The following is a 26,022-nucleotide window of genomic DNA, read 5'->3' as shown; positions in this document are numbered from 1 at the left end:
TTATTCAATGAAAGAAAAGCCTGCAACTTCACAATCATCACATACTAAACGGCTTTCATGCATCAATAAAAAAGCCTCTTTGTTAGAGGCTTTTTTACTAAACTGGTTCAATTTCTTTTAAATGTTTTCTGGCCGATAAGTTGGCCGCAATCCAACCCAGCGCCGAACCTATCATTAAGAGTAATACCGTTTCATCCCAACCCAACCCAAGTAAGCTGAAATGACTGTCGTATAAATTCGCCAGATCATCGACCGCACCACTAACCAACAAGGTAATAATCACGGTTAATATCCAGGCAATTAAGGCTCCAAGTAACCCTAGCCATAACCCTGTGTATAAATAAGGTCGCAAGATAAAACGATCCGTCGCCCCAATCAGCTTCATGACCTGAATTTCTTCTTTATGGGCTAAGATATTAAAACGTAAGGTATTACCGACAATCAAAAAGACCGATACCAACATTAAGACCGCAAAAGAACAAGAAACGATATAAGCCAAATGTTTAATCGCATCTAAACGAGCAAACCAATCTTCATCTAAGCGTACATCGGTGACATCCGATTCTGCTTGCAACTTACGCGCTAACATTTTGATGCTACCGGACTGTTCTGCTTTGGGTAAGATCACAAGAACCGGAGGTAAAGAGGTACTACTTAGTAGTGACATTGCTTTCTCTAACCCGGAAAACTGACTCAGATCTTCAATCCCTTGTTGCGAGGAAATATAGCGGACAGATTGCACTTCGGGCATATTTTCAAGCTGATCTTTAAACACCATTAAGCGTGCTTCTGGCGTACCTTCTTTTAAGTACACGCTAATTTGTGAAGCGCTATTCATTTCTTCTGCCACCGTGGCAATGTTCTTACCTGCGGTATAAAAAGTTGCTGGCAAAGTTAACGACATCGATACGACGGCTAACGTCAAAATAGTGCCCAGCGGGCGTGACATTAAGCTACGAAAAGAGGCTTTAGCTTGCTTGATGTGGGTACTAAAAAAGCCTTCGGATGTTGGACGAGCATTGGCTTTTGAGGCTTTGGCCGCTTTCTTCTTTTTATTGACCATAACGATCAACCTCACTTAAGAAACCTTGGTTCAATTCAAAACGACGATATTGTGGACGACTGTTGACCAACTCTAAATCGTGAGTGGCAAGAATAATCGATACACCCGCTCGGTTAAATTCTTCTAATAGGTTGAGCACTTGGTGAGATAAAGCATGGTCCAAGTTACCGGTGGGCTCATCGGCCAACAATAACCGTGGGCGGTTAACCACAGCGCGAGCAATACCGACACGCTGCTGCTCTCCTCCGGATAATTGACGTGGTAAGCACGGGGCTTTATCTAACATGCCGATTTTATCCAGTGCTGCTGAGACACGACGCTTGATCTCGTTTTCAGAAGCCCCTTCAATACGCATCGGTAAAGCAACATTATCAAAAACGGTGCGATCCATGAGCAAGCGATGATCTTGGAAAATGATGCCAATATTGCGGCGCAAAAAGGGAATATCCTTACTCGCTATTCGACTAATATCATGCTCATTAAATAAAATATGCCCATCACTTGGCCGCTCGATGGCACAGATCAATTTCAGCAAGGTACTTTTACCTGCGCCGGAATGCCCTCCTAAAAAGGCCATTTCTCCTCGTTTGAGGTGAAAGTCGACTTTCTGTAACGCTTGATGACCGCCACGGTACACTTTGCTGACTTGTTGAAATTTAATCATTTCTTTCCCTTAAATCTTGCCCTCGCTCTTCAAGGGCAACCTCACGATACGATGATTATTCTTCTCGGCTAAAGAGGGCTTCAATAAAATCTTGCGCTTGGAATGGACGCAAATCGTCAATACCTTCACCCACCCCAATATAGCGAATAGGAATATGGAATTGATCCGCTAACGCAAAGATCACCCCACCTTTAGCGGTTCCATCTAGCTTAGTTAAGTTAATTCCGGTGACCGGTGCCACATCATTAAATAGTTTCGCCTGGCTAATTGCATTTTGCCCCGTACCCGCATCTAAGGTCAGCATAATTTCATGCGGTGCTGAGTCATCAATTTTCTTCATCACACGGACAATTTTACCAAGCTCTTCCATTAGGTTACTTTTGTTTTGTAAACGACCCGCAGTATCGGCAATCACCACATCAACGCCACGCGCACGCGCCGCTTCAATAGCATCATAAATCACGGAAGCACTATCCGCGCCCGTGTGTTGTGCAATCACAGGCACATCATTACGTTGTCCCCATACTTGTAACTGTTCTACCGCCGCCGCACGGAAGGTATCTCCCGCCGCCAAGATGACCGACTTACCTTGTGACTGGAACTGTTTGGCTAATTTACCAATGGTGGTGGTTTTACCCACACCATTCACACCGACCATCAAGATCACATACGGCGTTTTGCTGCTATCAATCTCAAGAGGCTGTTCCACTTCCGCTAAAATGTCAGCCATTTCTTGTTTTAATAACCCATATAACGCTTCCCCATCTTTTAAATCTTGGCGTGAAGCTTTTTCTGTTAGGTTATCAATAATTTTTACGGTCGTGTTCATGCCCACGTCAGCAATCAACAGTTGCTCTTCTAATTCTTCAAACAGCTCCTCGTCGATTTTTTTACCTTTGAATAAACCAAAGAACCCAGCACCGATATTTTGTTTGGTGCGTTGTAGGCTGCGTTTTAAACGGGCAAAAAAGCTTTCCGTCGGTTTGGTTTGCTCTTGAACACGCTCAGGGGTTAACGCTTCAGCCGCTTGAACTGACTCTGTTTGCCCTTCTTCAAGCTCAGCTTGTGGTGCCTCTTCGGGGTCAGCATTGAGTACAACCTCAGTTTCCGTTGAGGTTTGTTCTACTTCTGCTGGCTGAGAGTCCAGGTTATTTGATGTTTGTTCATCTTGGGACTCAACAGCGTCATTCTGAGAAGATTCTGAGGTTTGATCGGTGGAGACTTTATTCTCTTCTTCCGCAAAACCGAGCCAAGAGAGTAAACCGCGTTTCTTTTTAGCTGTCATGAACAAATCCTAGTATTCACTTTGTTTAAAAGCGATAACAATATTGAAAGATGGAAATAGATAAAATAACCCTGCCTTAACCCGCCATCGTAGCCAAATATTCTGTAGAAGAAAATGGCAAACTCCTGCCTGTTACGGTCACTTCGGTATATAATATCATTTTATTAGTACACTAAAAAATCTATCTGCGGTTTATTCTATGCAAAGACGTAAAGCTTCATCTTCCTCATCAGCCAAAGGTTCAACTGGCTTTATTCGCATTATTAGTGGCTTATGGCGAGGTCGGAAATTACCGGTTCATGATGCTCAAGGACTACGTCCGACCACCGACAGAGTGAAAGAGACGCTATTTAATTGGTTAGCACCAGAGATTCCTCACGCGAAATGTTTGGATCTGTTTGCAGGTTCGGGTGGGCTCGGTTTTGAAGCCGCTTCTCGTCAAGCCGAATTGGTGACCATGGTTGAATTAAACAAACAGGCTTATCAACAATTAACTCAAAACGCCCAGCAGCTTAAAGCCACCAATATTGAAATACATCATCAAGATGCTCTGACATTTTTACAGCAAACCGGGCAAGCTTACGATATTGTGTTTATTGATCCCCCGTTCCGCCAAGGATTGCTAGAACAGACTCTCAACTTATTACAACAAAATGGTTGGTTAACTGATCATGGTTTAGTCTACATTGAAACCGAAAAAGAGCTGCAATTACCGCCTCTTCCACCGCAATGGCAATTACATCGTGAGAAGACGGCCGGGCAAGTATGCTACCGTTTATATCAACTGATGGAAGATGAAGAGTAGAATGAAAAAACTTTTAAATCTTATCGCTAAAGTTTTTATGTTGATGGTGTGGATGGTGTTTATTACTAACCTTATCCAACCATTTCCTGGAGTTGCGCATATTGCGATGAATGTCATGGCGCTGTTTACACTCGTGATGCATGGGCTGCAAAGCTTCTTATTTTCCAGCGCCTTACCCAAAGGTGTCTCATTGTCTAAGTGGGAAAAGTGCACCATTATACTGTTTGGTACTTTCGCTTTACTGGATTTAAAAGATAAGTACTTAAAATAACCCTCATCTTGCTCAACCCGACGCGTACCTTCTCAACGTCGGGTGAAGCTTTCTTATGCCTAGCCTAAATATTGCTTCATACCATCTAAGAACATCTGGGTAGACATCATTACCAATAATAATCCCATTAAGCGCTCAATGGCTTTGAGCCCCTTTTCACCCAACACACGGTGGAAGAAACTATAGAACATCAGAACTAAAAAAGTTGCCCCCCACGCCAATAATAAGGCCAAAGACCAATCCAGCATGCGATCCGGTGAATGGCTGGACAACAAAAGCAAAGAGGCAATTACAGAAGGACCGGCAATCATAGGTACCGCCATCGGCACAAAAAAGGGCTCTTCACCTGCGGCTAAACCAACAACGCCACCGGGTTGCGGGAAGATCATACGAATCGCGATAATAAATAAGATCAAACCACCAGAGATTCTTAAGGTTTCAGCTTCGATATGTAAGAAATTTAAGATCGATTTACCAGCAAACAAAAACAGCAGTAACACGACTAAAGCAAATGATAGCTCTCGAATAAGTACTACACGACGACGTTTAGGATCTAAATGCTTCAAAATGGACAAGATGACAGGCAAATTTCCCAAAGGGTCCATGATCAGAAATAACATCACCGCTGCAGACAAGATTTCCATATAAAAATCCGATGTAAAAAATAAAGAAGAGATTCAGTCGATAACGTATTTAGTAACCCAACACGTTATGTTCGACCACCAGAAAGAGTAACAGCAACTTGGGTGAAAGAGGTTTTATTGTAAAACTAAAGGAGCGACAACCAATATGTGCGCACTGAAATAACACAACATCAACCATTCATATGAAAATTTAAATGGTTTTTTAAGATAATGGATCGACCATATCAATACTGATGCCGCTAGCAATAAGGTACCAATAAAGCCACTCAGCGCTAATAATGAATGCTGATCTTGCCATAGTTGTCCTGATGCCCAAGATAATTGCCATAAAATAACAGCAACCAAAGATGCTTCGATAATAAAACTCTCCAATAAAGGCAGTAATAAAAAGAACACCACCACAATCAGAGCAAATAAAGCGATAGGCACCGCCCAATTCAATGTTTCAACCTGAGCCCAAAAATCTAAGCTGTAACCCAAACATGCTATTGAGAAAAAAATAAGCTGCAAGACTCTATGTCTGGGCGCAAAAGCATCTACACCATAACACAGCATAAAAAATGCTAACGCAAAAAAAGACCATAGCGATGCTATATGAGTAATCTCTAAACTGGTCAATAAGATCACTGTTAAGGTGACTAGAATTGTAAGCTTGGAGGCTGAAAAGAGCTTAGGTTTATTCAATTTCATCAACGAAAGCATCAATAACAATAATGCTCCCATTAATAGCCAATACCACATGCGTTTCCCCTTTCAATTTATCAACTTAGTGTAGAGAGAGGCTATAAAAAGGTAAAGATGAAAATGCCATTATATGTCTATCTTTTGATATTTAATTTCACCGACCAATTAGAAACCATAAGATAACCTCAACTCCTCCTCTCAAGCTAAGCTAAACCCTAAAAAGCAAAGTTTTTAAGCTCAAAAAACAAACTCATAAATAAAACCAATAAATAACAGATAGTTACACCAAAAAATAAGAGCAAAAAACAAGCAAACCATCATCAGATATATTTTTTCATTTTAAATCTTTATTCCTTAAGCCAAAAGATGAGAATAAATCTCAACAATAGCAATATAAAAAGCCATAACTATGAGTTATTCATAAGAACTCTACTCATTGATACCAAGCATCAAAATACAAAACAAAAATAAAAATAAAAAACAAACCTTAATAAAAACAATAAAAAGCCAATAAAAGCAAAAGCTTAACAAAACCATGATAAGCCATATATGGAATCATTGATTTCAATTAATGAAAAGATAAATTAAAACCAAGAATCTAAAGCCATATCTTGGCACTAAACTTAGATTTATAGGCGATAATGAAATAGATCTAGATCAACTGTATTTTTTTTGTTATATTAGCTGCATATCTAATCAACCAGAAGGAATCTCAATATGACAGCATCACAAAGACAAGGATTGGTATTAATTGCAGTAATGGTTGGTTTAATGACTTTACCAATGATCTCTTAATCAAATTCTTAAAAAACAAAAAAGGACGCAAAAGCGTCCTTTTTTGTTTTCTTAAATTTATCAATTAATTAGATACTAGCAATCGCACTAATTAGATGATCAGATAATTAGTACGATTGCTATGAGCCTAGCTCTTAATCCTGATGCCGAAGAGACACGAGGAATGCGCTTATTAGGCTTTATCACGTTAAGTGTGCCGTGTTCTTAGCAAAGTTAACCATTCAGTTTTAAATGTTCAGAGACGATATCCCAATGAACAAAGTAGAACAACAAAGTACCGAACGTCATTAAGAGCACAAATACAATGGCAACTCCCCAGATTAAGCGGCCACTTCTTGGTGTCAGCTCTTTTTCACATTGAATACAAGCGAAAACAAAATCTGACATCAGATTATGTTCTGCGTCATCTTCATCCAATAAGCGTTGTCTAAGCTCCACGATATGATGAATGTTCTTAACCACATCATGAGGTAAACGAGTACGACAGCTCTCTGTTAACTCTATTAAGCCTTCTCCTTCAGCATAATATTGTTGCCTTAATAACCGCTCTAAGCGACGAGTATACATCACGACTTTCTCAATCCCTGACACTCAATGCTCCTCTTGTTGCTGTTACTCTCATAAATACTAAACCAACATACCCTTAAGAAAACGAGTAGTAGGTCTAGAAAAACACGTCTAGATCACGATTAATTCGAACAAGTTAGTTAATATTTACTATCAAAATAATCACTTAGGATAAAAATTCATGCCCGTAACATTATTGTTAAGTCTGGTTCTTCTGATCGGTTTATCTGCTTGGATTGCTATTCAGTTTCATAAAAAACATCAGCTTGGCCAAGATGCACCTGAGTTAACGATAAAAGTGGCTATCTTGGACAAGCAAAGCATTGATATTCCAGAAGCACAACCTGGCCAAGACGATCAAGAATATTGGATCTATGTGCAAAAGTTGCCTATCGGACCTAAGCGCGAATTTAAAGTTGGCGTCCATTATTACAGCGCACTTAACCCAGGTGATAAAGGAATGCTCACTTATCAAGGAGACCAATTTCTACATTTCGCGCTACAGCGACAGTCTTAATCTAGATTATGGTAATAACCAACGAGTTTTGCTTGAACGAGACAATAACCAACTCAATGCAAGCGCGCCACTGCCACTCAAAATAATCCAAACGGGAATAACCCACAGCGGATTACCTTGATGCCAGCCATACGCTTTCATTGGCCACAAGAACAATGGATGTAAAATATAAATCCCTAAACTATAAGTGCTAATAAAACTGATCACCTTTTGACTACGCTCTGATAAGCGATCGGCAAAATAACGACACAGCATAAACACCATGCTTGCCGCTAAGACGGTATTTAAGGTTTTATAAGATAACCAACGACCAAAAGTATATTGTTGTTGCTCAATGCTTCCACAAATGACCGCAATGGCAGTACAAGCTAATGCCGCCCCTCCCAACAACGTCACCAAAGACAATACTGATTTAGTCGTAGCTAATTTTTGATAACACACATAGCCTAATAATAAATAGCCACTGTAAAGATAATATTGGTTACTCCACAAGCCATCAAAACGCACTAAAAAGAATACCGTCGTTACAAGCCACATACTAAGTAAGGCATATAACGCGCTATCATCGGTGTTTTTCACTAAATATTGGAAAAAAGGAATCACAAAATACAAAGGGATAAAGTAATAGAAAAACCCTAGATGGTAATAGGTTTCATGCTGACCCATATTAAATAACACTTCACGACTGAGCGTCGCATCAAACCCGTTGGCACTCCAACCTGATAAATAAGCGTAAAACAGTGACCACACAATAAATGGCAGCAGTACTTTACCCACGCGACGTCGAAGGTAATACTTGAGATCAAAAGGCCGAGTATCACTCAATAATAACGCCCCTGAAATCATGATAAATACCGGCACCGCCCAACGTGTCATGCTGTTTACTCCAACCGCAAACGACCATTCATAAAGCGGAATAACCCCCAATAAATCACGGTAAGGTGCCAATACATGAATGGCAATCACTGCAATCGCAGCGACACACCTCAACAAATCAAAGAAAAATACCCGTTGCGTCATGATGAAATTCTCTTGGTTATAAAAGCCAGAAATCACAACAATAAATCAAGCGAGGTGGAATAGCTACGTTTGTTCATCGCCAAAGATTGTTTGAACTTTACACCATGGCGATGCGCTTTTATTCCAGTCATTAAGATTAAACGACTCACCGATTAAGCTGTTTATCTGTATATTAGCCTATTCATCCTTGAGTAAAATTTTGCATAATGTCACCAGCACTTCCAAAGTGCTCTGAAACAAAGTCATCAAAAATCAGCGTCACTGCAACCAACTGTGGCCTAATTCCCCTATAAACAGAGTGAAATAACGCAACTATGAGCAACAACAACCCACAATGGCAACGTGAAAATCAGCTCTTTGAATTTTCACAACAGACATTAGCGCCTTTCTGGAATGGACGAAATGAAGGCTTCATCATGGGTGAGCTGCATAAAAAACTCTATTGGGTATCTTTTACGAAAAAGGAAAATACCAAAGCGATCTTAGTCGTTAATGGCCGCATTGAAAGTGTCTATAAATATCAAGAATTGTTCTGGGATCTCACCGAGCAAGGCTATGATGTGTATTCCTATGATCATCGTGGCCAAGGCATGTCTGAACGTTGTTGCGATGATCGTCAAATTGGCCACGTGGAGCACTTTGATAATTACATCAAAGACATGCATCAAATCGTACAAACATTTGATTTCTCTCGTTACGACAAAGCTTTTATTTTAGCGCACTCGATGGGTGGGGCGATTTCCACTCGTTATCTACAAACCTATTCCGAGCATCCCTTTGCAGCAATAACACTCAGCGCCCCGATGATGGGCATTCAAATGCAATGGTTTTTACGTCCTTTTTCAGCGCCACTCACTCGCTGGATGGCCGCCAGAAGCCCTATTCCTAACTATGCTCTTGGCCAACAAGCTTATATTGCTAAGCCTTTTGAAAATAACCATTTAACCCACAGTCCATCCCGCTATCAATGGTTCCGTGATTTGTATGCCGCACAACCTGATATTCAACTGGGAGGCCCAAGTAATCATTGGGTCAATCAATCCTTATTGGCAGCCAAACGCTGCATTATAGAGGCAACAAACATCACCATCCCTGTCCTGCTAATGCAAGCGAGCCAAGATACCATAGTGGATAATGCCGCCCAACTCCGTTTTATTAAGGCCCTCAATCAACGCCATCCCGGCCGAGGTCAATTTCACCCGATCCAAGGCGCGCACCACGAACTATTGTTTGAACGTGATGAGCTGCGCATTCAAGCACTGCAATATTGTTTGGATTTTTTCAACGCTCAATAACAAAAAGAGGAAATGAAGAAGGCGAAGCTTTACCCTCTTTTTTCCCCTTAAATTCAAGTAAACTATATTGGTTCCAGTAAACTATGTTGATTCCAGTAAACTGTTCATTCCATTACAGTGATTTATAGAGGTAATATGTCTAACTCTTCTCTATTTGCTCAAACTGATTTACAAGATGTACGTATTGTCGCATCGGATCTTGACGGTACTTTATTACTTCCCGATCACACCTTAGGGGAATTGACTAAGAACACCCTAAAGAAATTACACGACCAAGGTATGACGTTTATTTTTGCCACTGGTCGTCATCATATTGATGTGGAAAGTTTTCGCGCCAGTGCAGGTATTCCGGCTTACATGATCACTTCTAATGGCGCTCGTGTTCACAGCCCAGAGAATGAGCTGTTATACAGTAAAAATTTACCTGAGAATGTTATTCAACCGATTGTCGATATCATCAAACATGATCCGACTCATCGTATTCACATCTATCGCAGTAATGACTGGCTAACCGATAAAGAAGATTTAAAACTCAGCCAACATCATCAAGAATCCGGCTTTAACTACGCGTTGTTTGATGTCGATAATGCCCCAACTGAAGACATCGCAAAATTATTCTTTACCCATCCAGATCACGATCACTTGGCGGAATATGAACAACAGCTCAAAGAAAAGTTTGGCGACCAAATCAGCATTGCTTTCTCAACCCCGTGGTGCCTTGAAATGATGGCGCCGCATGTGTCTAAAGGCGATGCACTGCAAGCGGTGGCTCACAAGCTCGGTAAAGACCTTGAGCACTGTATTGCATTTGGTGATGGTATGAATGATGTGGAAATGCTCCAAGCGGCGCATAAAGGATTAGTCATGGGAACCGCACACAGTAAAGTAATGCAGGCCTTACCCAATAATGAAGTGATTGGCTGCTGCGCAGATGAAGCGGTCGCTCGCTATTTAGAAGATCACTTATTATAAGCGTTAAATGCCCCCCTAAAGGCATGATGGCGGCCTGCTTTATGAGCAGTGCCGCCATTTTTATAGGTCATTTTCCTCTTGAAAATGAGGGTTTATTCTTGATGTAAAATCGTCTGCCATTCATCTTCGCTCACCGGCATCACCGATAAACGATTGCCTCGTTTTACTAAGGGCATATTTTCCAGATCGGGAATGGCTTTTAATTCCGCCAAGGTGACAATACGCTCAAACTTACGCACAAATTCAATATCCACCATCATCCAGCGTGGGTTGCTGGGATCGGCTTTAATATCAAAATAGGGGCTGTCAGGGTCAAACTGAAAATGATCGGGATAAGCTTCTTTGACTACGCGAGCAATGCCCGCTACCCCAATCTTTTTACACGAAGAATGATAGATCAGCACCTCATCCCCCAGTTTGATTTCATCACGCAACATATTTCTTGCTTGATAATTGCGGACTCCCTCCCAACATGCCACTTTTTGCAGCCGTAAGGTATCAATCGAAAACGTATCGGGTTCTGTTTTAAATAACCAATATGCCATAATGAACCTTCTGTTTTGCTATCAGTCTATTAGGGGCAACCTAAATTTAAGGATAAAAATACCATGAAGGCTTATACAATCCCACTGAGTTTTTGTGCGCTACTGCTATTAAGCGCCTGCTCAAGCCAACCCAGTGGCCCGCAATTATTAGCGCAAAGTCAACCAGTAGAAATAGCCACGAGTGAAACTCAACGCTCGACACCTCAACCTCTTGATGAGCAAGCCTTCATTCAACATAGCCAGCAACAAGCGCGCACTCAAATCGCTCAAGAGCTCGTTGGCACTTATCAAAGCCAGGCCAATGCAGGGCTCACCACCACCTTAGTTCTCAATGCCGATCATAGCGCTATCACACGTTATGAATACCAAAATGGCGACCCTAGCCTAATTGAAAATGGATTTTGGCAACAAGATGATGACGGTAATATTCAAGTATTAATGACTGAACACGACGGTAGAAATATCAATGCGTTACGTATTTTTACCGTGGATGGCTTCCAACTGACAGCAGAAAAAGAAATCGTTAATGGTATGGAATATCAGCTGGGCAGCCACGGGCTTATCGTGCAAAAAATGAAAGTGGAAACCAGTTTAGTCCCATCAGATAAGCAAGCCACCCAAGGCTTAGTCACTGCATTAACTGCCGCGAATATTGCTGGCAGTAATCAATACAACGCTCAAGTTGATGCCACGTTGCGACATTATTTTAAAATCAACCGTACCGATCCAAAAAATAATCGCTATCGTTGGCTAACTTACGATCTGAATAACGACCAAAAACCCGAGCTATTCGTGCTTACCGATTGGTGTGGCTCTGGCGGTTGTACGGTATTGATGTTTGAAAATCATAACGACCAATGGCAATTTAACAGCCGCATCACCCAAGTCCATACCCCCATTCAAGTAACCAATTATCATCATTTTGGTTGGCGTGATTTGATCATTCCGGTGAGCGGCGGTGGCGTACCAGCAGCCCATCATCTAATGAGTTACACCGGTGTCAGCTACCCACTCAACGCGTCAACCGCCCCTGTTACCAGCCAAAGCGCCGCAGTGAATTTATTTTCCGACAACATCAGTGCAGCACAACAAGGAATAACCATGTAAACTGGGATTGTATCTTTATTTTCTCTGTTAACGAAATGTCTTCTCAATCACAATCATCTCATTCACATGCCAAGCCGTGTCCACAGTGTGGGTTACGTTATCAATGTATTTGCAAGCAAGCGCCAAGCCTTACCAACAACATCAACATCGCGCTCCTGACTCACCCGAATGAAATAGGGCGCGTCACTAATACCGGTAAACTGCTCAGCCACTGCTTGCCAAATTGTAACCTGCATATTTGGGATAGAGTGAATCCACCAGCCAAACTGCTTGAGCAAATAGCGCAACAAACCACCTATTTACTTTTTCCCAGTGAACAAGCGATAGAATTGGAAACCATCAAACCCAAGGCATCAACTGAGTCTGTGCTATTTATTATCTTGGATGGCACCTGGCAAGAAGCCAAGAAAATGCTCAACAAAAGCCCGTGGCTACAAAGCTTGCCGAAAGTTGCTCTGTCTGCTGCTCAACTCTCTAGCTACAGCCTGCGCCGTAATCAAGCACAAGGCAATTTATGTACTTGTGAAGTGGGAATATCGCTGTTGCAGCAATTAGAGCCACACAATGACGTTTCATCACTACAACAGTATTTTGAATTGTTTTTACAGGTGTATGAGGCGGATAGGAATCATAAAGTCTTCGGGGCTCGTGAATAGAACGGATACGTTACTCGGGTCTCGGGCGTTTCACTGCTCGGAATCTCGAGCGAGCACTTAGCTTAAAACCGGCCGCAAGAAACTACGTTCGTAGCTGATGATGCAGTCAACTTGCTCTGCATACAGAAACGCTTTTATACAATCATCATCTTGCATCGACTTGATTCGATAATCTTCATAAGCAGACAAGCTTTCAAAGGTAAATAAAGCGAGCGCAATATTGTTTGCGCCTTCTGATGGTAAAAAATAGCCGGTATGTTGACCGCCAAATTTTTCTACCAATGGAATCCACATCTTGGCATACGTTTCAAACTCATTAATCTTTTTCGGATCGATAACATAACGAACATATCAAGTAATCACGGTATTAAACCAGATAAACCACTCGGCTCTCGAAGCGCAGCGTACTCGCAACTCGCGACTTTTCTCGAGCCACGAGAAGCGCAGCGTCCTAGCGACGAGATTCGATAAATACCAACAAATCCTCCACCGAACTGATCTCCACATCCGGTAACACTTTCGCTTCCTCTTCGGTGAATAAGCTTTTGCCAAAATCATTAATCCAACAGGCGCTCATGCCAGCATATTTGGCCCCTGCAACATCGGAAATCAGATTATCGCCAACATGCAGTACATTCTCAGGCGGTAAACCTAAATGGCTTAATGCGGTTGTAAACATTTGCCCGTGCGGCTTCGCCCAACCGTCAGGGCCTGCGTTGAGCACCAGATCAAAATAATCACCTAATCCTATTTTATTGGGGTTCACATTGCCGTTGGTGATCGCGATCAGAGGCATCTGTTGTTTGAGTTTGCTCATCACCTGATGAGTCAGTTCTGGTACATCAATTTGATGACGCCAGATCAATACTTGCTCCATCGCCGATTTGGCCGCTTGCGAAGCTTTTGGATCATCATAACCCAAAGCCATCAAACCTTGACGGATCTGTTGATAACGCCATTCGCTAACATCACTTTGCAAAAAAGGCGTTTGTTGTGCCAATCGAATTTTAAGCGTTTGCCATTGCGAATACGGCATGCTCTGACTGACAGGATGATGAGTATGTAACCATTGCGCGGTTTTTTGTTCTAGATCGCAGATCACTGGGTGGTTATCGTACAAGGTATCATCAAGATCAAAGGTCATGGCTTTGATGGTTGGCAAGTTGCGGTAAAATCTCAGTGCCATGCTGACTCCTTATAAAAAACTTGAAGATTATTCCTGATCTGAATCCGGTGAGCGGTTCTTTTTCGCTCGAGGGTGTGCGTTATCGTAAACCTTGGCTAAATGTTGAAAATCCAAACTGGTGTAGATTTGAGTGGTAGAAATATTTTCATGGCCAAGTAATTCTTGTACGGCTCTTAAATTTCCACTCGATTCTAACATGTGAGTCGCAAAGGAATGGCGCAATTTATGAGGGCTAATATGGCTTGAGACGCCTTGTTTAATCCCCCATTCTTCCATGCGTTTTTGCACATTACGGTGAGAAATTCGGCTGCCACGTTGCGAGACAAATAACGCCGGTTCTGCTTCATTGGCTAAGCTCGAACGCACTTTGAGCCAGTGCCCAAGCCATTGTTTAGCTTGACCAGAAAATGGCGCTTTCCGCTCTTTATTCCCTTTACCAATCACGCGAATTTCCCCAGAGCTTAATTGCACATGTTGGATATCAATGCTGACTAATTCCGCCAAACGCAGACCCGCCCCATACATCAATTCCATCATCGCCCGGTCACGAATAGCCAGTGGATCATCGTCATGTACTTCCAATAATTGACCCACTTCGTCGATATCTAAATTCTTTGGTAATGGCCGTTTTTTCTTTGGAGCCGCCACCCCTTTTGCTGGATTGGCGCTTAGCTCATCAATCGAAATTAAGTAATCAAAAAAACTACGCAAAGAAGATAAGCGCGTCCCAATGCTACTGGCTTTGAGTCCTTCACGATTGGCTTTTGCGATCAGTTGTCTTACCCAAGCCGCATCCACTTGCTGCCAATGAGTAAGGCCTAGTTGAGTCAGTTGTTCTGCCATTGTGGTCAGTTGACGTTGGTAATTGGCTTGAGTATGCGCACTCAAGCCTCTCTCATGATGCAGATAATCATAAAAACGTTGTAACGCCGGTTGCATCTGCTCTGAAATATTAAGATTCATTGGCACAACTTAAGGCTTTTGTCGCTGTTTGTTCATCGGTCGTTTGATTAAGATGCTGTACCATAAAAGTCACCAAAGCGGCCACATGCCGTAAAAATAAGGTGTCCATTTCCGGTTGAAAATGCCCACCTTCTTGGCTCGAAAAAGCCAATAATCCCATCGGCTGATGCTGGTTCAACGGCAAAATAACGTAAGAGCCCAGTTCGGACAGCTCATTGCTAGCAAAGCAATCGCCACCAAATAAGGCTTGGCGGTCTTGACGATTTAAACGCCCAAGATACGCTGATTTACCATTTAAATGATTAGTACGAAAGCGAGTAAAGGTCTCGCTATCGAGTGCCCACTTTGAGTTATCATGGTTGAGCAATAATAAGTGAGATTTTAGCTTCACTTGTTGGCTATATTGCTGAATATGCTGTTCAAGAGAGCTTAAAGACGAGCAGGTTAATAACGTTTGCTGCAACGTCATCAATTGATGAAAAGTGCGATCATTTTTAGCGGCCAACGACATCATGTGAGTGATCTCTTCTTCTAACTCTTCAATCCGCTGACGTTGGCGACGCATCTGAATTTCAACAAGCGAAACCGCACCTTGTTGATGGTGTGAAAACGCTAATTTTTCCACCAGTTCCGGTCGGTGCAGGAAAAAATCAGGATGGTCTTTTAAATACTCGGCTACCGTTTCGGCAGTCAAATGATCCGCTTGCATCACTCACTCTTATCTAATTTAACAACTCATTTGTCCATCATACACATGAGCCACAGGGCCTGTCATATATAATGGTTTACCTTGCCCTTGCCAAAAAATACGTAATTGACCACCCGGTAGGTGTACTAAGACTTCAGGGTCCAATAACCCTTGTTCGATACCCACAGCAACCGCGCCGCATGCACCACTACCACAAGCTTGTGTTTCTCCTGCGCCCCGTTCATACACTCTCAATTTAATGGTATTGCGATCGATAACTTGCATAAAACCAGCATTGACTCGCTCAGGAAAACGCTCATGCGATTCCAGCAAGGGGCCAACAGTTTCAACATCAAAGCTGTCCACATCCTCGACAATAGTTACGACATGGGGGTTCCCCATGCTCACGGCACCACAAAATAACGTATGTTCACCTGCTCGTAAAATATAGGTCTTTTCGGCTTGTTTGGCTTTGAAAGGAATTTTACTTGGCTCAAAAATGGGTTTCCCCATATTTACAGTTACCGAGTCCAAGCTTTCAACTTTTAATACCATGCGACCTTTTTTGGTACTGACATTAATGCTGTATTTGTTAGTTAACCCTTTCATACGAACGAAACGGGCAAAACAGCGAGCTCCATTACCACATTGCTCGACTTCACTGCCATCAGCATTAAAAATACGATAATGAAAATCGGTTTCCGGATCATAAGGCGCTTCAACCACCAACAGCTGATCGAAACCGACACCTGTATGACGATCAGATAAACGACGGATTAAATCTGGGGAAAAGAAGATATTTTGAGTAATGCAATCGACTACCATAAAGTCATTACCCAAACCGTGCATTTTAGAAAAATGGAAATGCATATCGCCTCATTTATTCAAATAAAATGCCCTAACGATCACTCGATAGGGCATCGGTCATTCATTTTATTCAGGAAGGATGTTTTCCAATTCCCACAAACGGTTCAATTCTTCGCGTTGACGAACCACATGAGACTGCGCCCCATCAACCATCACTTCTGCCGCACGAGTTCGAGTATTGTAGTTTGAAGACATCACGAAACCATACGCACCAGCAGAGCGTACCGCTAATAAATCCCCTTCTTCTAATACTAATTCACGATCTTTACCTAAGAAGTCACCGGTTTCACAAATCGGGCCGACTAAATCGTAACTCAGCGGCGTCCCTTGACGCGGAACCACTGGCACAATATTCATCCACGCTTGATACAAAGATGGACGAATCAAATCATTCATAGCGGCATCAATCACCGCAAAGTTTTTGTGCTCAGTGGGCTTGAGTAATTCAACCTTGGTCAGCAAAACGCCGGCATTAGCCGCAATCGCGCGCCCAGGTTCGAACACCAATTCTAAATGACTATGATTTTGCAAACGCGATAAAAGAGCTTTCGCGTATTCCGAAGGTTGTGGTGGTAATTCATCACGATAGACCACACCTAAACCGCCCCCAACATCAAGGTGACGAATCTGAATCCCTTGCTCAGTAAGATTATCAATCAAAGCGAGTAGACGGTCGGTGGCATCAATAAAGGGTGCCAGCTCCGTCAATTGTGAACCAATATGACAATCAATCCCTTGCACTTCAAGGTGCTCAAGACTCGCGGCAAATTTGTACACTTCAGGGGCTCTATCAAACGCAATGCCAAATTTGTTATCACGTAAACCCGTTGAAATATAAGGATGTGTGTGCGCATCAACATCGGGGTTAATGCGTAACGAAATCGGTGCTGTCACTCCTAGCTCACCAGCCACTTGATTTAAACGCTCAAGTTCGGGTTCCGATTCAACGTTAAAGCATTTAATGCCAATCTCGAGTGCACGCTTCATTTCTGCGCGCGTTTTTCCCACGCCAGAAAACACCACTTTTTTCGGATCACCGCCTGCGGCAATCACACGTTCAAGCTCACCACCAGACACAATATCAAAGCCTGAACCTAAACGAGCCAAAACATTGAGAACGCCAATATTCGAGTTCGCTTTCACCGCATAACACACCAAATGAGGATGCTTCGCAACCGATGAATCAAACGCTTTCCAATGACGCTCTAAGGTCGCACGAGAATACACATAAAGTGGCGTACCAAACTGCTCTGCCAGTTGAGTTAAAGGGACGTTTTCAGCCCAAAGTTGGCCATCATCCTGATAATTAAAAAAGTCCAATCTGTAATCCTTATTCTGCTTGTTGAGCCTCAGCAGGCTCCGTCACTTCGGTTGCTGACTCAGGTTCAGTGGTTTCGACCGGCGTCACCGTAACACTGCCATCAGAACCTTTAATCGACACTTCTCCCGTGTTGACCGGGGCTGGCTCATCTTGAGGCAAGTAAAGTGGCCCAGTTTGACCACAACCGGCTAACCCTAAAATGGCCATCGTCAGTAAGCTAAACGTTATTTTTTTCATCGTGATATCGTGATTAATCATTCAATGCCCCCTATAATCGCACCACACACAAGAAAAGCAATAGCCAAACACTATCAACAAATAGGATAAATCGACATGAATGATACGGAATTTCACCAATTAGTTGACCTGCAAATGACCCGCATTGAAGAAGCGATTGATGACTCAGGTGCCGATATTGATTACGACGTATCTGGTAACGTAATGACGTTAGAATTTGAAGACCGCAGTCAAATCATTATTAACCGCCAAGAACCAATGCATGAGATTTGGTTGGCCTCAAAATCTGGTGGCTACCACTTTAAATACGATGGTGAACAATGGATTTGCTCAAAAACCGGTGCCGAGCTATTTCGCTTAGTGAAAGGGGAATGTGAAAAACACGCAGGTGAAGAGATCGATTGGGTCTAACAACTGTATCGCCAAACTGAGCCAATCGCCATAATTTAACCATAAGAGCAATTATGGCGATGAGTGATCCATTCTTCTCACGACTCTGTGTTGCCTTTTTTTTCATCCGCAGTATTATCTTGGCTCTTTTTGGTCACAGATCACAAATTTTAAGAGTTCCTCAGTTATGACATTCGATCCAAATAACGCGAATAAAATCTTAGATGCCCAAGGGCTTCGCTGCCCAGAGCCTGTGATGATGGTCAGGAAAACCATTCGTACTATGCAAGAAGGGGAAGTGCTCTTGATTAAAGCCGATGACCCTTCGACGACTCGTGATATCCCTAGCTTCTGTCGTTTTATGGACCACCAATTAATTCAGTCTAACGTCGACCAACTGCCTTATCAATTTGTGATCAAAAAAGGCCTCGCTTAAAACGCCCCCTAAAAAAATAGGCAACCACTGGCTGCCTATGCTGTTGAATTCACTCTTTGGTCACTGTGATGATTTCTGCTCTAAACGCGCGAGTTTGACCTTCAGCTCCTGCAATTGTTTCTTTAATGGAATGATGTACAGCACACGAATCCAAGCTTCCACCGCCAAAGCCGCTAAAATAATTGCCCCAGCCACCATAGGTAACCATAAATCCGTCACCGCCATTCCGACTAAGGTTAACGCTAAGCCAAAGGTAAACAAATAACTTTGACTTTTCGGGGTCATTCCAACATAACGAGTTAACATAACATCACCTCATGACTAATAGGACCTCTACCCTTAGTATAGTGAGATAGATGACAAGGTAATGAAAACTCGATCACTTAAACGAACAAAAATTTAAATGACATAATAATTAATACCACCCCACCAAGTAACTCCGCTTGGCTTTCTAACCAGGTACCACTTTTACGGCCAATCAGCACTCCCAGCATACTAAAGAGCAGGGTTACGACCCCAATTAAGGCACACGCAAGAATCGGATCGACCTTTAATAAAGGAAGACTAAAGCCTGCTGCCATAGCGTCAATACTGGTCGCAATCGCCAAAGTTAACATCACTCGATGAGTAATCTGTCGTAAATCTTGTTCAATGCCATCGGAATAGGCTTCATAAATCATTTTGATGCCAATCCCTAACAACAAAATAAATGCCACATACGGCGCCAAACTTTCTACCCAACCCAATACGCTATGGCCGGCTAAAAACCCTACAAACGGCATTAAGGCTTGAAAGACTCCAAAATACAACCCAGCTTTGATAGCTAATCGAAAAGGGGTGTGTTGTTGTGAGCTCATTTTGGCACCTAAACCAATGGAAACCGCCAAGGCATCCATACTCAGCGCCAAGGCTAATAACAAGACATCAAACATTTTCTTCACTCATTTAAATTGGAATCATGGCTCTCAAGGCCAATTTTGCGGCAAAGAATATAATTTCACTCCTCGTCATTCAACGATTAAAGCGGTTAACTGCGACCTTATATAAAGAGAAATACAGCCACGCGTCCCCTTACCAATCTCATCAATACGAATGATTATGTCTGTTGTTTTAGGATGAAATGGTATCGATTCAGCCAGTTAAGTGCCCACTTTCAAGCTCACCTAAACACCGATAATCTCATTACCTTGGCCTTGCTTTCGCGTGTTTTATTGTTGCTGAAACTCGCATCTTAAGGCCACTTAGGTATATACTATGTGACAATTTTTTATTAATAAAATCGCGCGATTTCAGCAGGCAAAACAGATTATGCAAAAATACGACGTCAAAACCTTTCAAGGGATGATCCTCGCGCTGCAGGATTATTGGGCCCAAGTTGGCTGTACCATTGTTCAACCTTTAGATATGGAAGTGGGCGCAGGCACCTCTCACCCGATGACTTGCCTGCGCGCGATTGGTCCAGAGCCAATTGCGACCGCTTACGTGCAACCATCTCGTCGCCCAACTGATGGCCGCTACGGAGAAAACCCAAACCGTCTTCAGCATTACTACCAATTCCAAGTCATCATCAAACCGTCACCTGACAACATTCAAGAGTTGTACCTAGGTTCATTAGAAGTATTGGGGATTGACCCACTGATTCACGATATTCGTTTCGTGGAAGATAACTGGGAAAACCCAACACTCGGCGCTTGGGGTCTAGGCTGGGAAGTGTGGTTAAATGGTATGGAAGTCACTCAGTTTACTTACTTCCAACAAGTTGGTGGTCTTGAGTGTAAGCCTGTAACCGGTGAAATCACTTACGGTATTGAACGTCTTGCGATGTACATTCAAGGTGTCGATTCGGTTTACGACTTAGTCTGGACCGATGGCCCGCTGGGTAAAGTCACTTACGGTGATATTTTCCACCAAAACGAAGTCGAACAATCGACTTACAACTTTGAACACGCCGATGTCGATTTCCTATTTGGTTTCTTCGATCAGTGTGAAAAAGAATGCCAACGATTACTTGAGCTAGAAAAACCACTGCCATTACCAGCCTACGAGCGTATTTTGAAAGCCGGTCATGCCTTTAACTTGCTTGATGCGCGCAAAGCGATCTCGGTTACCGAGCGTCAACGCTACATTTTACGCATTCGCAACCTCACTAAAGCAGTTGCTGAAGCTTATTACGCTTCTCGTGAGGCTCTAGGCTTCCCAATGTGTAAAGATAACGATGTAAAAAGCACTCAAGGCGAGGAGAAGTAATCATGGCGAAGAATTTCTTAATCGAATTAGGTACTGAAGAGCTACCACCAACGCAACTTCGCACCCTTGCTGAAGCCTTTGCTGCGAATTTTGAAGCGGAATTAAACGCTGCCGACATCGCACACCAAGGCGTGAAATGGTATGCCGCACCGCGCCGTTTAGCACTAAAAGTGGCAGAACTGGCTGAAAGCCAACAAGACAAAGTGGTTGAAAAACGTGGCCCTGCGATTGCACAAGCATTTGATGCCGAAGGTAACCCAACTAAAGCCGCGCAAGGTTGGGCTCGCGGTAATGGTATTACCGTTGACCAAGCTGAGCGCCTGAAAACCGATAAAGGTGAATGGTTACTCTACAAGCAAGAAGTCAAAGGCCAAGCAGTTAAAGATCTTTTGATCGAGATGGCGGCCAAAGCACTGGCGCATTTACCAATCGCAAAACCAATGCGTTGGGGTGACAAAGAAACCCAATTCATCCGCCCAGTCAAAACCTTAACTGTTTTATTTGGTGATGAACTGATCGCAGGCGAAATTCTAGGTGTGGCATCTGATCGCATCATCCGTGGTCACCGTTTCATGGGTGAGCGCGAATTTACCATCGACAATGCTGACCAATATCCAGCGCTGCTGGCTGAAAAAGGCAAAGTCATGGCCGATTACGAAGAACGTAAAGCCATCATTTTACGTGATTCTCAAAAAGCAGCGGCAGAGGTTGGCGGGGTTGCTGATCTTGAAGACGACCTAGTTGAAGAAGTAACCTCATTGGTTGAATGGCCAGTAGTGTTAACCGCTAAGTTTGAAGAAGAGTTCCTAAAAGTGCCTTCTGAAGCTTTGGTTTACACCATGAAAGGCGACCAAAAATACTTCCCAGTGTATGACTCAAATAAGAAGCTACTTCCCAACTTCATCTTTGTGTCTAACATTGAATCAAAAGACCCACGTCAAGTGATTGAAGGTAACGAGAAAGTGGTTCGCCCTCGTTTGGCAGACGCAGAATTCTTCTTCAACACCGACCGCAAACGCACTTTGGAATCGCACCTTCCTGAATTGGAAACGGCTATTTTCCAAAAACAATTGGGCACCATCAAAGACAAAACCGATCGCATCACTGAACTAGCTGGCTTTATTGCAGAGCAAATCGGTGCTGACGTTGAGAAATCAAAACGTGCTGGCCTGCTAGCAAAATGTGACCTAATGACCTCAATGGTATTTGAATTTACCGACACCCAAGGCGTAATGGGTATGCACTATGCTCGCCATGACGGTGAAGACGAAGAAGTCGCTGTGGCACTAAACGAGCAATACATGCCACGTTTTGCTGGTGATGAATTACCAAGTTCAGATGTAGCGGCTTCCGTTGCGATGGCCGACAAACTGGATACGCTAGTCGGTATCTTCGGCATTGGCCAAGCACCAAAAGGCTCTGACCCATTTGCATTGCGTCGTGCGTCTTTAGGTATTTTGCGCATTATCGTTGAAAAAGGTTACCACCTAGACTTAACGGTTCTGATTGCAAAAGCGAAAGCCTTACTGGGTGATAAACTGACCAACGCTAACGTAGAAGATGACGTTCTTGAATTTATGCTTGGCCGTTTCCGCGCTTGGTATCAAGACCAAGGCTTCAGCGTTGACATCATCCAAGCGGTATTGGCGCGTCGTCCAACTAAGCCATTGGATTTCGATCAACGTGTCAAAGCAGTTTCTCATTTCCGTGAATTAGATGCCGCTGAGTCACTGGCCGCTGCCAACAAACGTGTGGGTAATATCCTCGCGAAATTTGATGGTGAATTAGCGGCTGACATCGACTTATCACTACTACAAGAAGACGCAGAAAAAGCATTAGCTGAAAATGTTGAAGTGATGACCGAAGCGTTAGAGCCAGCCTTTGCGACAGGTGACTACCAACAAGCACTGAGCAAGTTGGCCGATCTTCGTGAACCGGTTGATGCCTTCTTCGATAACGTGATGGTAATGGCTGATGATGAAGCGTTGAAGAAAAACCGACTTACGCTTTTGAATAATCTACGTAACTTGTTCTTGCAGATAGCGGATATTTCACTCTTACAAAAGTAAGTCCGCCGCACAGCGATCACATAAGTCATAGTAGGTATCTTTGTAAACGGCCGAAAAGACACTAAACTAAGTCCAAGCTAGGGTAATGAGCTTGGACTTTTTTTATCCCTCACTGTTTTTATACCAATCACATAGAAAGGATTCTTGTGCCTGTATTGCAGCAACTTCATCGCTGGTTTACCGCCAAATTTAATCGCTTGTCGGGACAAAACCTACTCTTAGCATTAGCTGGCTATTTATTACTGGCGTGGGGATTACTCTATCTCGCTAATGAGCACTCACTCTTACCCCTCTCTGATTTTATCTATTACATCATGGTGACAGGCTCAACCGTAGGTTATGGCGATATGTCACCACAAACTGAAATGGGTAAATGGGTTACCGCTCTATTTATCATTCCGGGTGGGGTGGGATTATTCGCAATTGTGGTGGGTCGATTAGCGACTCGCGCAATCATGTTATGGAAAGCACGATTACTGGGGCATAAAAAAGTGAATGTAGAAAACCATATTTTAATTTTAGGTTGGAGCGAAGACCGTACTCCACATCTTATTGAAATGCTGTTACATGAAATAAAACACAGTCGCCAAGATATTGTTTTATGCTCAGCATTAGACATAGAAAACCCATTTCCTAGCCAAATAGAGTTTGTGCACGTCAATTCCTTTACTGATGAAAAAGGGCTGGCTAAAGCCGGATTAACTCAAGCTAAAACCATCATCATTGATTTAGATAACGATAATGACATTATGGCGGCAGGATTAAATTGCGCCAACGAAAACCCTACAGCCCATATTGTCACCTACTTTCGTGATGCGCACTTAGGTACACTACTCAAACAACATTGCAAAAATGTCGAATGCATTCCGTCGATTGCCTCTGAAATGATCGCCAAATCAGCAGTCGACCCTGGCTCAAGCCAATTGCATTACGAGTTAGTCAATAACGCACTCGGCATGACGCAATACATGGTCAAATACCAAGGCCAACCCACCAGCTTTAGTAGTGTTTTTTCTCGCTTTAAACAGCAATATGATGCCATCCTGATCGCGGTCAATCATGGCGATGGACTCACGTTAAATCCACCACTTGAACATGGCATCAAGCAAGGCGATGTGTTGGTGTATATTGCCGATGAAAGAATTACCGCGATTAATTGGGATAAGTTTATTTAGCCTCTTCCTATCATCCACACAATCAAGTATGTTCTGACAGGAAAACCTATGTTAAAAAATTGTAGGTAAGAATACACAACAGTGAGGTTGAGTTAGGACGTTATGCAGTTTTCGAAGTTTGGTGACAAGTTTAACCGCTATTCAGGCATTACCCAATTAATGGATGATTTAAATGATGGGCTCCGCACACCGGGAGCCATCATGCTCGGAGGAGGCAACCCCGCCGCGATTCCTGAAATGCTCGATTACTTTAAGCAAGCCAGTCAAGATATGCTGGAAAACGGCGACCTGATCTCTGCCATGACCAACTACGATGGCCCGCAAGGTAAAAACGTCTTTTTACAATCTCTTGCTGAGCTATTAAAAAATACTTATGGTTGGAATATCAGCGAAAAAAACATCAGCCTCACCAACGGCAGCCAAAGTGCGTTCTTCGCTTTATTTAATCTTTTTGCTGGTCCGCAAGCCGATGGTAGCCATAAGAAAGTTTTGCTGCCGCTGGCACCAGAATACATCGGCTACAGCGACGCTGGCATTAATGAGAACATTTTTGTCTCCTATCACCCAGAGATCGAAATGCTGGACAATCGCATGTTCAAATACCATGTCGATTTTGAACACCTGCAAGTCGATGACTCAGTTGCGGCTATTTGTGTGTCACGCCCCACCAACCCAACCGGCAATGTGCTGACCGATGATGAGGTGCAAAAGCTCGATAAGCTTGCGCGTGACAATCATATCCCATTGATTCTAGATAACGCCTACGGCACGCCTTTCCCTAATATCATCTTTGAACAAGTGACCCCATTTTGGAATGACAACACCATTTTGTGCATGAGCTTATCAAAATTAGGCTTACCGGGCGTACGTTGCGGTATTGTGATTGCCAGTGAAGAAATGACTCAAGCCATGACCAACATCAATGGCATCATCAACCTAGCGCCATGCAGCATTGGCCCGGCACTGGCAACACACATGATCAAAAATAATGATCTCCTGCCGCTGAGTGAAAACGTCATCAAACCGCATTATCAAGCTAAAGCGCAACATGCGGTGGAATTACTGCAAGCAGCGATTCCCGATCCGCGATTTAAAATTCACAAACCGGAAGGCGCGATCTTCTTATGGCTATGGTTTGATGAACTACCGATCACCACCATGGAACTGTATCAACGCCTAAAAGCTCGTGGGGTATTAATTGTACCGGGCGAGTATTTCTTCTTTGGCCAAGACGCATCGGATGATGGCAAACCTTGGCAGCACGCACACCAATGTCTACGTATGAATTATGTACAGAAAGAACAAGACATGCAGCGCGGCATTGAAATTATTGCCGAGGAAGTGAATAAGGCTTATCAAAATATTCCCAAGTAATCACAAAGCTAGCAATAAAACACCAATATACCCATATTGGTGTTTTCCTCTCTCGAAAATAAGAACCGAATAACTTCATTTCATTAAAAGTTTCTCGCCTTTCTAAAAAATGGCCTTCCCTTTCTACCTAATCAATAAACCATTCAACACTAAGCATAAAATTAAGTAGCTTTGTTTTT

General features: G+C 43.0%; 29 protein-coding genes and 1 pseudogene. 13 read left to right on the top strand and 17 right to left on the bottom strand.

What is annotated here, in order from left to right; all coding sequences use genetic code 11:
- Positions 1-97 precede the first annotated feature (97 nt).
- The 3 genes from ftsX to ftsY are packed head-to-tail and all read right to left on the bottom strand — an operon-like array spanning position 98 to position 3,012.
- Positions 98-1,063 (bottom strand): permease-like cell division protein FtsX, encoded by a 966-nt coding sequence (gene ftsX, locus VCA1004_RS00240; RefSeq protein ID WP_086981889.1) that lies wholly within the window; start codon positions 1,061-1,063, stop codon positions 98-100.
- Positions 1,053-1,727 (bottom strand): cell division ATP-binding protein FtsE, encoded by a 675-nt coding sequence (gene ftsE, locus VCA1004_RS00235; protein ID WP_086981888.1) that lies wholly within the window; start codon positions 1,725-1,727, stop codon positions 1,053-1,055. Before ftsE ends, ftsX begins: the two co-directional genes overlap by 11 nt.
- 55 nt (positions 1,728-1,782) lie before the next feature.
- Positions 1,783-3,012, bottom strand: coding sequence for a signal recognition particle-docking protein FtsY (gene ftsY / locus VCA1004_RS00230; protein WP_086981887.1), 1,230 nt, complete (start codon positions 3,010-3,012; stop codon positions 1,783-1,785).
- A gap of 199 nt (positions 3,013-3,211) precedes the next feature.
- Here ftsY and rsmD point away from each other — a divergent pair, with 199 nt between their 5' ends.
- Positions 3,212-3,817, top strand: coding sequence for a 16S rRNA (guanine(966)-N(2))-methyltransferase RsmD (gene rsmD / locus VCA1004_RS00225; protein WP_086981886.1), 606 nt, complete (start codon positions 3,212-3,214; stop codon positions 3,815-3,817).
- 1 nt (position 3,818) lies between these two features.
- The gene (locus VCA1004_RS00220; RefSeq protein ID WP_086981885.1) at positions 3,819-4,088 is read left to right on the top strand and encodes a DUF1145 domain-containing protein; all 270 of its coding nucleotides are present in this window, start codon (positions 3,819-3,821) and stop codon (positions 4,086-4,088) included.
- 59 nt (positions 4,089-4,147) lie between these two features.
- On the opposite strand, the gene VCA1004_RS00215 is transcribed toward VCA1004_RS00220, so the two are convergent.
- From VCA1004_RS00215 to VCA1004_RS00205, 3 genes are all read right to left on the bottom strand, one after another.
- Entirely contained in the window at positions 4,148-4,732 is a 585-nt protein-coding gene (locus VCA1004_RS00215; protein ID WP_086981884.1) for a YhgN family NAAT transporter, read from the bottom strand.
- Between the two features lie 114 nt (positions 4,733-4,846).
- Positions 4,847-5,473, bottom strand: coding sequence for a lysoplasmalogenase family protein (locus VCA1004_RS00210; protein WP_086981883.1), 627 nt, complete (start codon positions 5,471-5,473; stop codon positions 4,847-4,849).
- Between the two features lie 951 nt (positions 5,474-6,424).
- Complete coding sequence (locus VCA1004_RS00205; protein WP_086981882.1) at positions 6,425-6,802, bottom strand: DUF4145 domain-containing protein; 378 nt, start codon at positions 6,800-6,802, stop codon at positions 6,425-6,427.
- Between the two features lie 157 nt (positions 6,803-6,959).
- Here VCA1004_RS00205 and VCA1004_RS00200 point away from each other — a divergent pair, with 157 nt between their 5' ends.
- The gene (locus VCA1004_RS00200; protein WP_086981881.1) at positions 6,960-7,295 is read left to right on the top strand and encodes a DUF2500 domain-containing protein; all 336 of its coding nucleotides are present in this window, start codon (positions 6,960-6,962) and stop codon (positions 7,293-7,295) included.
- A 6-nt stretch (positions 7,296-7,301) separates the two neighbouring features.
- Here VCA1004_RS00200 and VCA1004_RS00195 read toward each other — a convergent pair whose 3' ends face one another.
- Positions 7,302-8,315, bottom strand: a complete 1,014-nt coding sequence (locus VCA1004_RS00195) for an acyltransferase (protein WP_086981880.1) — start codon at positions 8,313-8,315, stop codon at positions 7,302-7,304.
- 314 nt (positions 8,316-8,629) lie between these two features.
- Here VCA1004_RS00195 and VCA1004_RS00190 point away from each other — a divergent pair, with 314 nt between their 5' ends.
- Both VCA1004_RS00190 and VCA1004_RS00185 read left to right on the top strand, forming a co-directional pair.
- The gene (locus tag VCA1004_RS00190) at positions 8,630-9,610 is read left to right on the top strand and encodes an alpha/beta fold hydrolase (RefSeq protein WP_086981879.1); all 981 of its coding nucleotides are present in this window, start codon (positions 8,630-8,632) and stop codon (positions 9,608-9,610) included.
- Positions 9,611-9,745: 135 nt separating this feature from the next.
- Entirely contained in the window at positions 9,746-10,582 is an 837-nt protein-coding gene (locus tag VCA1004_RS00185; RefSeq protein WP_086981878.1) for a Cof-type HAD-IIB family hydrolase, read from the top strand.
- Between the two features lie 92 nt (positions 10,583-10,674).
- Here VCA1004_RS00185 and VCA1004_RS00180 read toward each other — a convergent pair whose 3' ends face one another.
- Positions 10,675-11,127 carry an EVE domain-containing protein gene (locus tag VCA1004_RS00180; protein ID WP_086981877.1) on the bottom strand — a complete coding sequence of 151 codons (453 nt, stop codon included), beginning with the start codon at positions 11,125-11,127 and terminating at the stop codon, positions 10,675-10,677.
- 63 nt (positions 11,128-11,190) lie between these two features.
- On the opposite strand from VCA1004_RS00180, the gene VCA1004_RS00175 reads away from it, so the two are divergent.
- Together VCA1004_RS00175 and VCA1004_RS00170 are read left to right on the top strand one after the other, a co-directional pair.
- On the top strand, positions 11,191-12,234 hold the full coding sequence (locus tag VCA1004_RS00175) for a hypothetical protein (RefSeq protein ID WP_086981876.1): 1,044 nt from the start codon (positions 11,191-11,193) through the stop codon (positions 12,232-12,234).
- 35 nt (positions 12,235-12,269) lie between these two features.
- The gene (locus VCA1004_RS00170; protein ID WP_086981875.1) at positions 12,270-12,890 is read left to right on the top strand and encodes a tRNA-uridine aminocarboxypropyltransferase; all 621 of its coding nucleotides are present in this window, start codon (positions 12,270-12,272) and stop codon (positions 12,888-12,890) included.
- A gap of 57 nt (positions 12,891-12,947) precedes the next feature.
- On the opposite strand, the gene VCA1004_RS00165 is transcribed toward VCA1004_RS00170, so the two are convergent.
- From VCA1004_RS00165 to lptM, 7 genes and pseudogenes are all read right to left on the bottom strand, one after another.
- On the bottom strand, positions 12,948-13,226 hold the full coding sequence (locus VCA1004_RS00165; RefSeq protein ID WP_232012654.1) for an NIPSNAP family protein: 279 nt from the start codon (positions 13,224-13,226) through the stop codon (positions 12,948-12,950).
- A gap of 115 nt (positions 13,227-13,341) precedes the next feature.
- The gene (yigB, locus tag VCA1004_RS00160) at positions 13,342-14,070 is read right to left on the bottom strand and encodes a 5-amino-6-(5-phospho-D-ribitylamino)uracil phosphatase YigB (protein ID WP_086984588.1); all 729 of its coding nucleotides are present in this window, start codon (positions 14,068-14,070) and stop codon (positions 13,342-13,344) included.
- A gap of 33 nt (positions 14,071-14,103) precedes the next feature.
- Positions 14,104-15,039, bottom strand: a complete 936-nt coding sequence (gene xerC, locus VCA1004_RS00155) for a tyrosine recombinase XerC (protein WP_086981874.1) — start codon at positions 15,037-15,039, stop codon at positions 14,104-14,106.
- Positions 15,029-15,748, bottom strand: coding sequence for a DUF484 family protein (locus tag VCA1004_RS00150; RefSeq protein WP_086981873.1), 720 nt, complete (start codon positions 15,746-15,748; stop codon positions 15,029-15,031). The genes xerC and VCA1004_RS00150 overlap by 11 nt, the downstream gene beginning before the upstream one ends.
- 18 nt (positions 15,749-15,766) lie before the next feature.
- Positions 15,767-16,597: a diaminopimelate epimerase gene (gene dapF / locus VCA1004_RS00145; RefSeq protein WP_086981872.1), complete on the bottom strand. Its 831-nt coding sequence runs from the start codon at positions 16,595-16,597 to the stop codon at positions 15,767-15,769.
- A 63-nt stretch (positions 16,598-16,660) separates the two neighbouring features.
- Positions 16,661-17,914 carry a diaminopimelate decarboxylase gene (lysA, locus tag VCA1004_RS00140; protein WP_086981871.1) on the bottom strand — a complete coding sequence of 418 codons (1,254 nt, stop codon included), beginning with the start codon at positions 17,912-17,914 and terminating at the stop codon, positions 16,661-16,663.
- A gap of 148 nt (positions 17,915-18,062) precedes the next feature.
- Positions 18,063-18,152: pseudogene (gene lptM / locus VCA1004_RS15345) on the bottom strand (LPS translocon maturation chaperone LptM); the annotation flags it as partial.
- A 96-nt stretch (positions 18,153-18,248) separates the two neighbouring features.
- Here lptM and cyaY point away from each other — a divergent pair.
- Together cyaY and tusA are read left to right on the top strand one after the other, a co-directional pair.
- A complete protein-coding gene (gene cyaY / locus VCA1004_RS00130; protein WP_086981870.1) occupies positions 18,249-18,563 on the top strand; it encodes an iron donor protein CyaY in 315 nt (104 codons plus the stop codon).
- A 166-nt stretch (positions 18,564-18,729) separates the two neighbouring features.
- The gene (gene tusA, locus VCA1004_RS00125) at positions 18,730-18,978 is read left to right on the top strand and encodes a sulfurtransferase TusA (protein WP_086981869.1); all 249 of its coding nucleotides are present in this window, start codon (positions 18,730-18,732) and stop codon (positions 18,976-18,978) included.
- Positions 18,979-19,038: 60 nt separating this feature from the next.
- Here tusA and VCA1004_RS00120 read toward each other — a convergent pair whose 3' ends face one another.
- Complete coding sequence (locus VCA1004_RS00120; RefSeq protein WP_086981868.1) at positions 19,039-19,284, bottom strand: hypothetical protein; 246 nt, start codon at positions 19,282-19,284, stop codon at positions 19,039-19,041.
- Between the two features lie 77 nt (positions 19,285-19,361).
- On the bottom strand, positions 19,362-19,910 hold the full coding sequence (locus tag VCA1004_RS00115) for a manganese efflux pump MntP (protein WP_086981867.1): 549 nt from the start codon (positions 19,908-19,910) through the stop codon (positions 19,362-19,364).
- 376 nt (positions 19,911-20,286) lie between these two features.
- On the opposite strand from VCA1004_RS00115, the gene glyQ reads away from it, so the two are divergent.
- The 4 genes from glyQ (at position 20,287) to VCA1004_RS00095 (ending at position 25,843) form a co-directional block, all read left to right on the top strand.
- Complete coding sequence (glyQ, locus tag VCA1004_RS00110) at positions 20,287-21,225, top strand: glycine--tRNA ligase subunit alpha (protein WP_086981866.1); 939 nt, start codon at positions 20,287-20,289, stop codon at positions 21,223-21,225.
- A gap of 2 nt (positions 21,226-21,227) precedes the next feature.
- Positions 21,228-23,294 carry a glycine--tRNA ligase subunit beta gene (gene glyS / locus VCA1004_RS00105; RefSeq protein ID WP_086981865.1) on the top strand — a complete coding sequence of 689 codons (2,067 nt, stop codon included), beginning with the start codon at positions 21,228-21,230 and terminating at the stop codon, positions 23,292-23,294.
- 146 nt (positions 23,295-23,440) lie between these two features.
- Positions 23,441-24,469, top strand: a complete 1,029-nt coding sequence (locus VCA1004_RS00100) for a potassium channel family protein (protein WP_086981864.1) — start codon at positions 23,441-23,443, stop codon at positions 24,467-24,469.
- 102 nt (positions 24,470-24,571) lie between these two features.
- Positions 24,572-25,843 (top strand): valine--pyruvate transaminase, encoded by a 1,272-nt coding sequence (locus tag VCA1004_RS00095; RefSeq protein WP_086981863.1) that lies wholly within the window; start codon positions 24,572-24,574, stop codon positions 25,841-25,843.
- Positions 25,844-26,022 lie beyond the last annotated feature (179 nt).

This window comes from Vibrio aphrogenes, assembly GCF_002157735.2.
Classification (GTDB): Bacteria; Pseudomonadota; Gammaproteobacteria; order Enterobacterales; family Vibrionaceae; genus Vibrio; species Vibrio aphrogenes.
The sequence above is the reverse complement of the archived record's forward strand: the minus strand, read 5'-3'. Positions and strand labels throughout refer to the sequence as shown.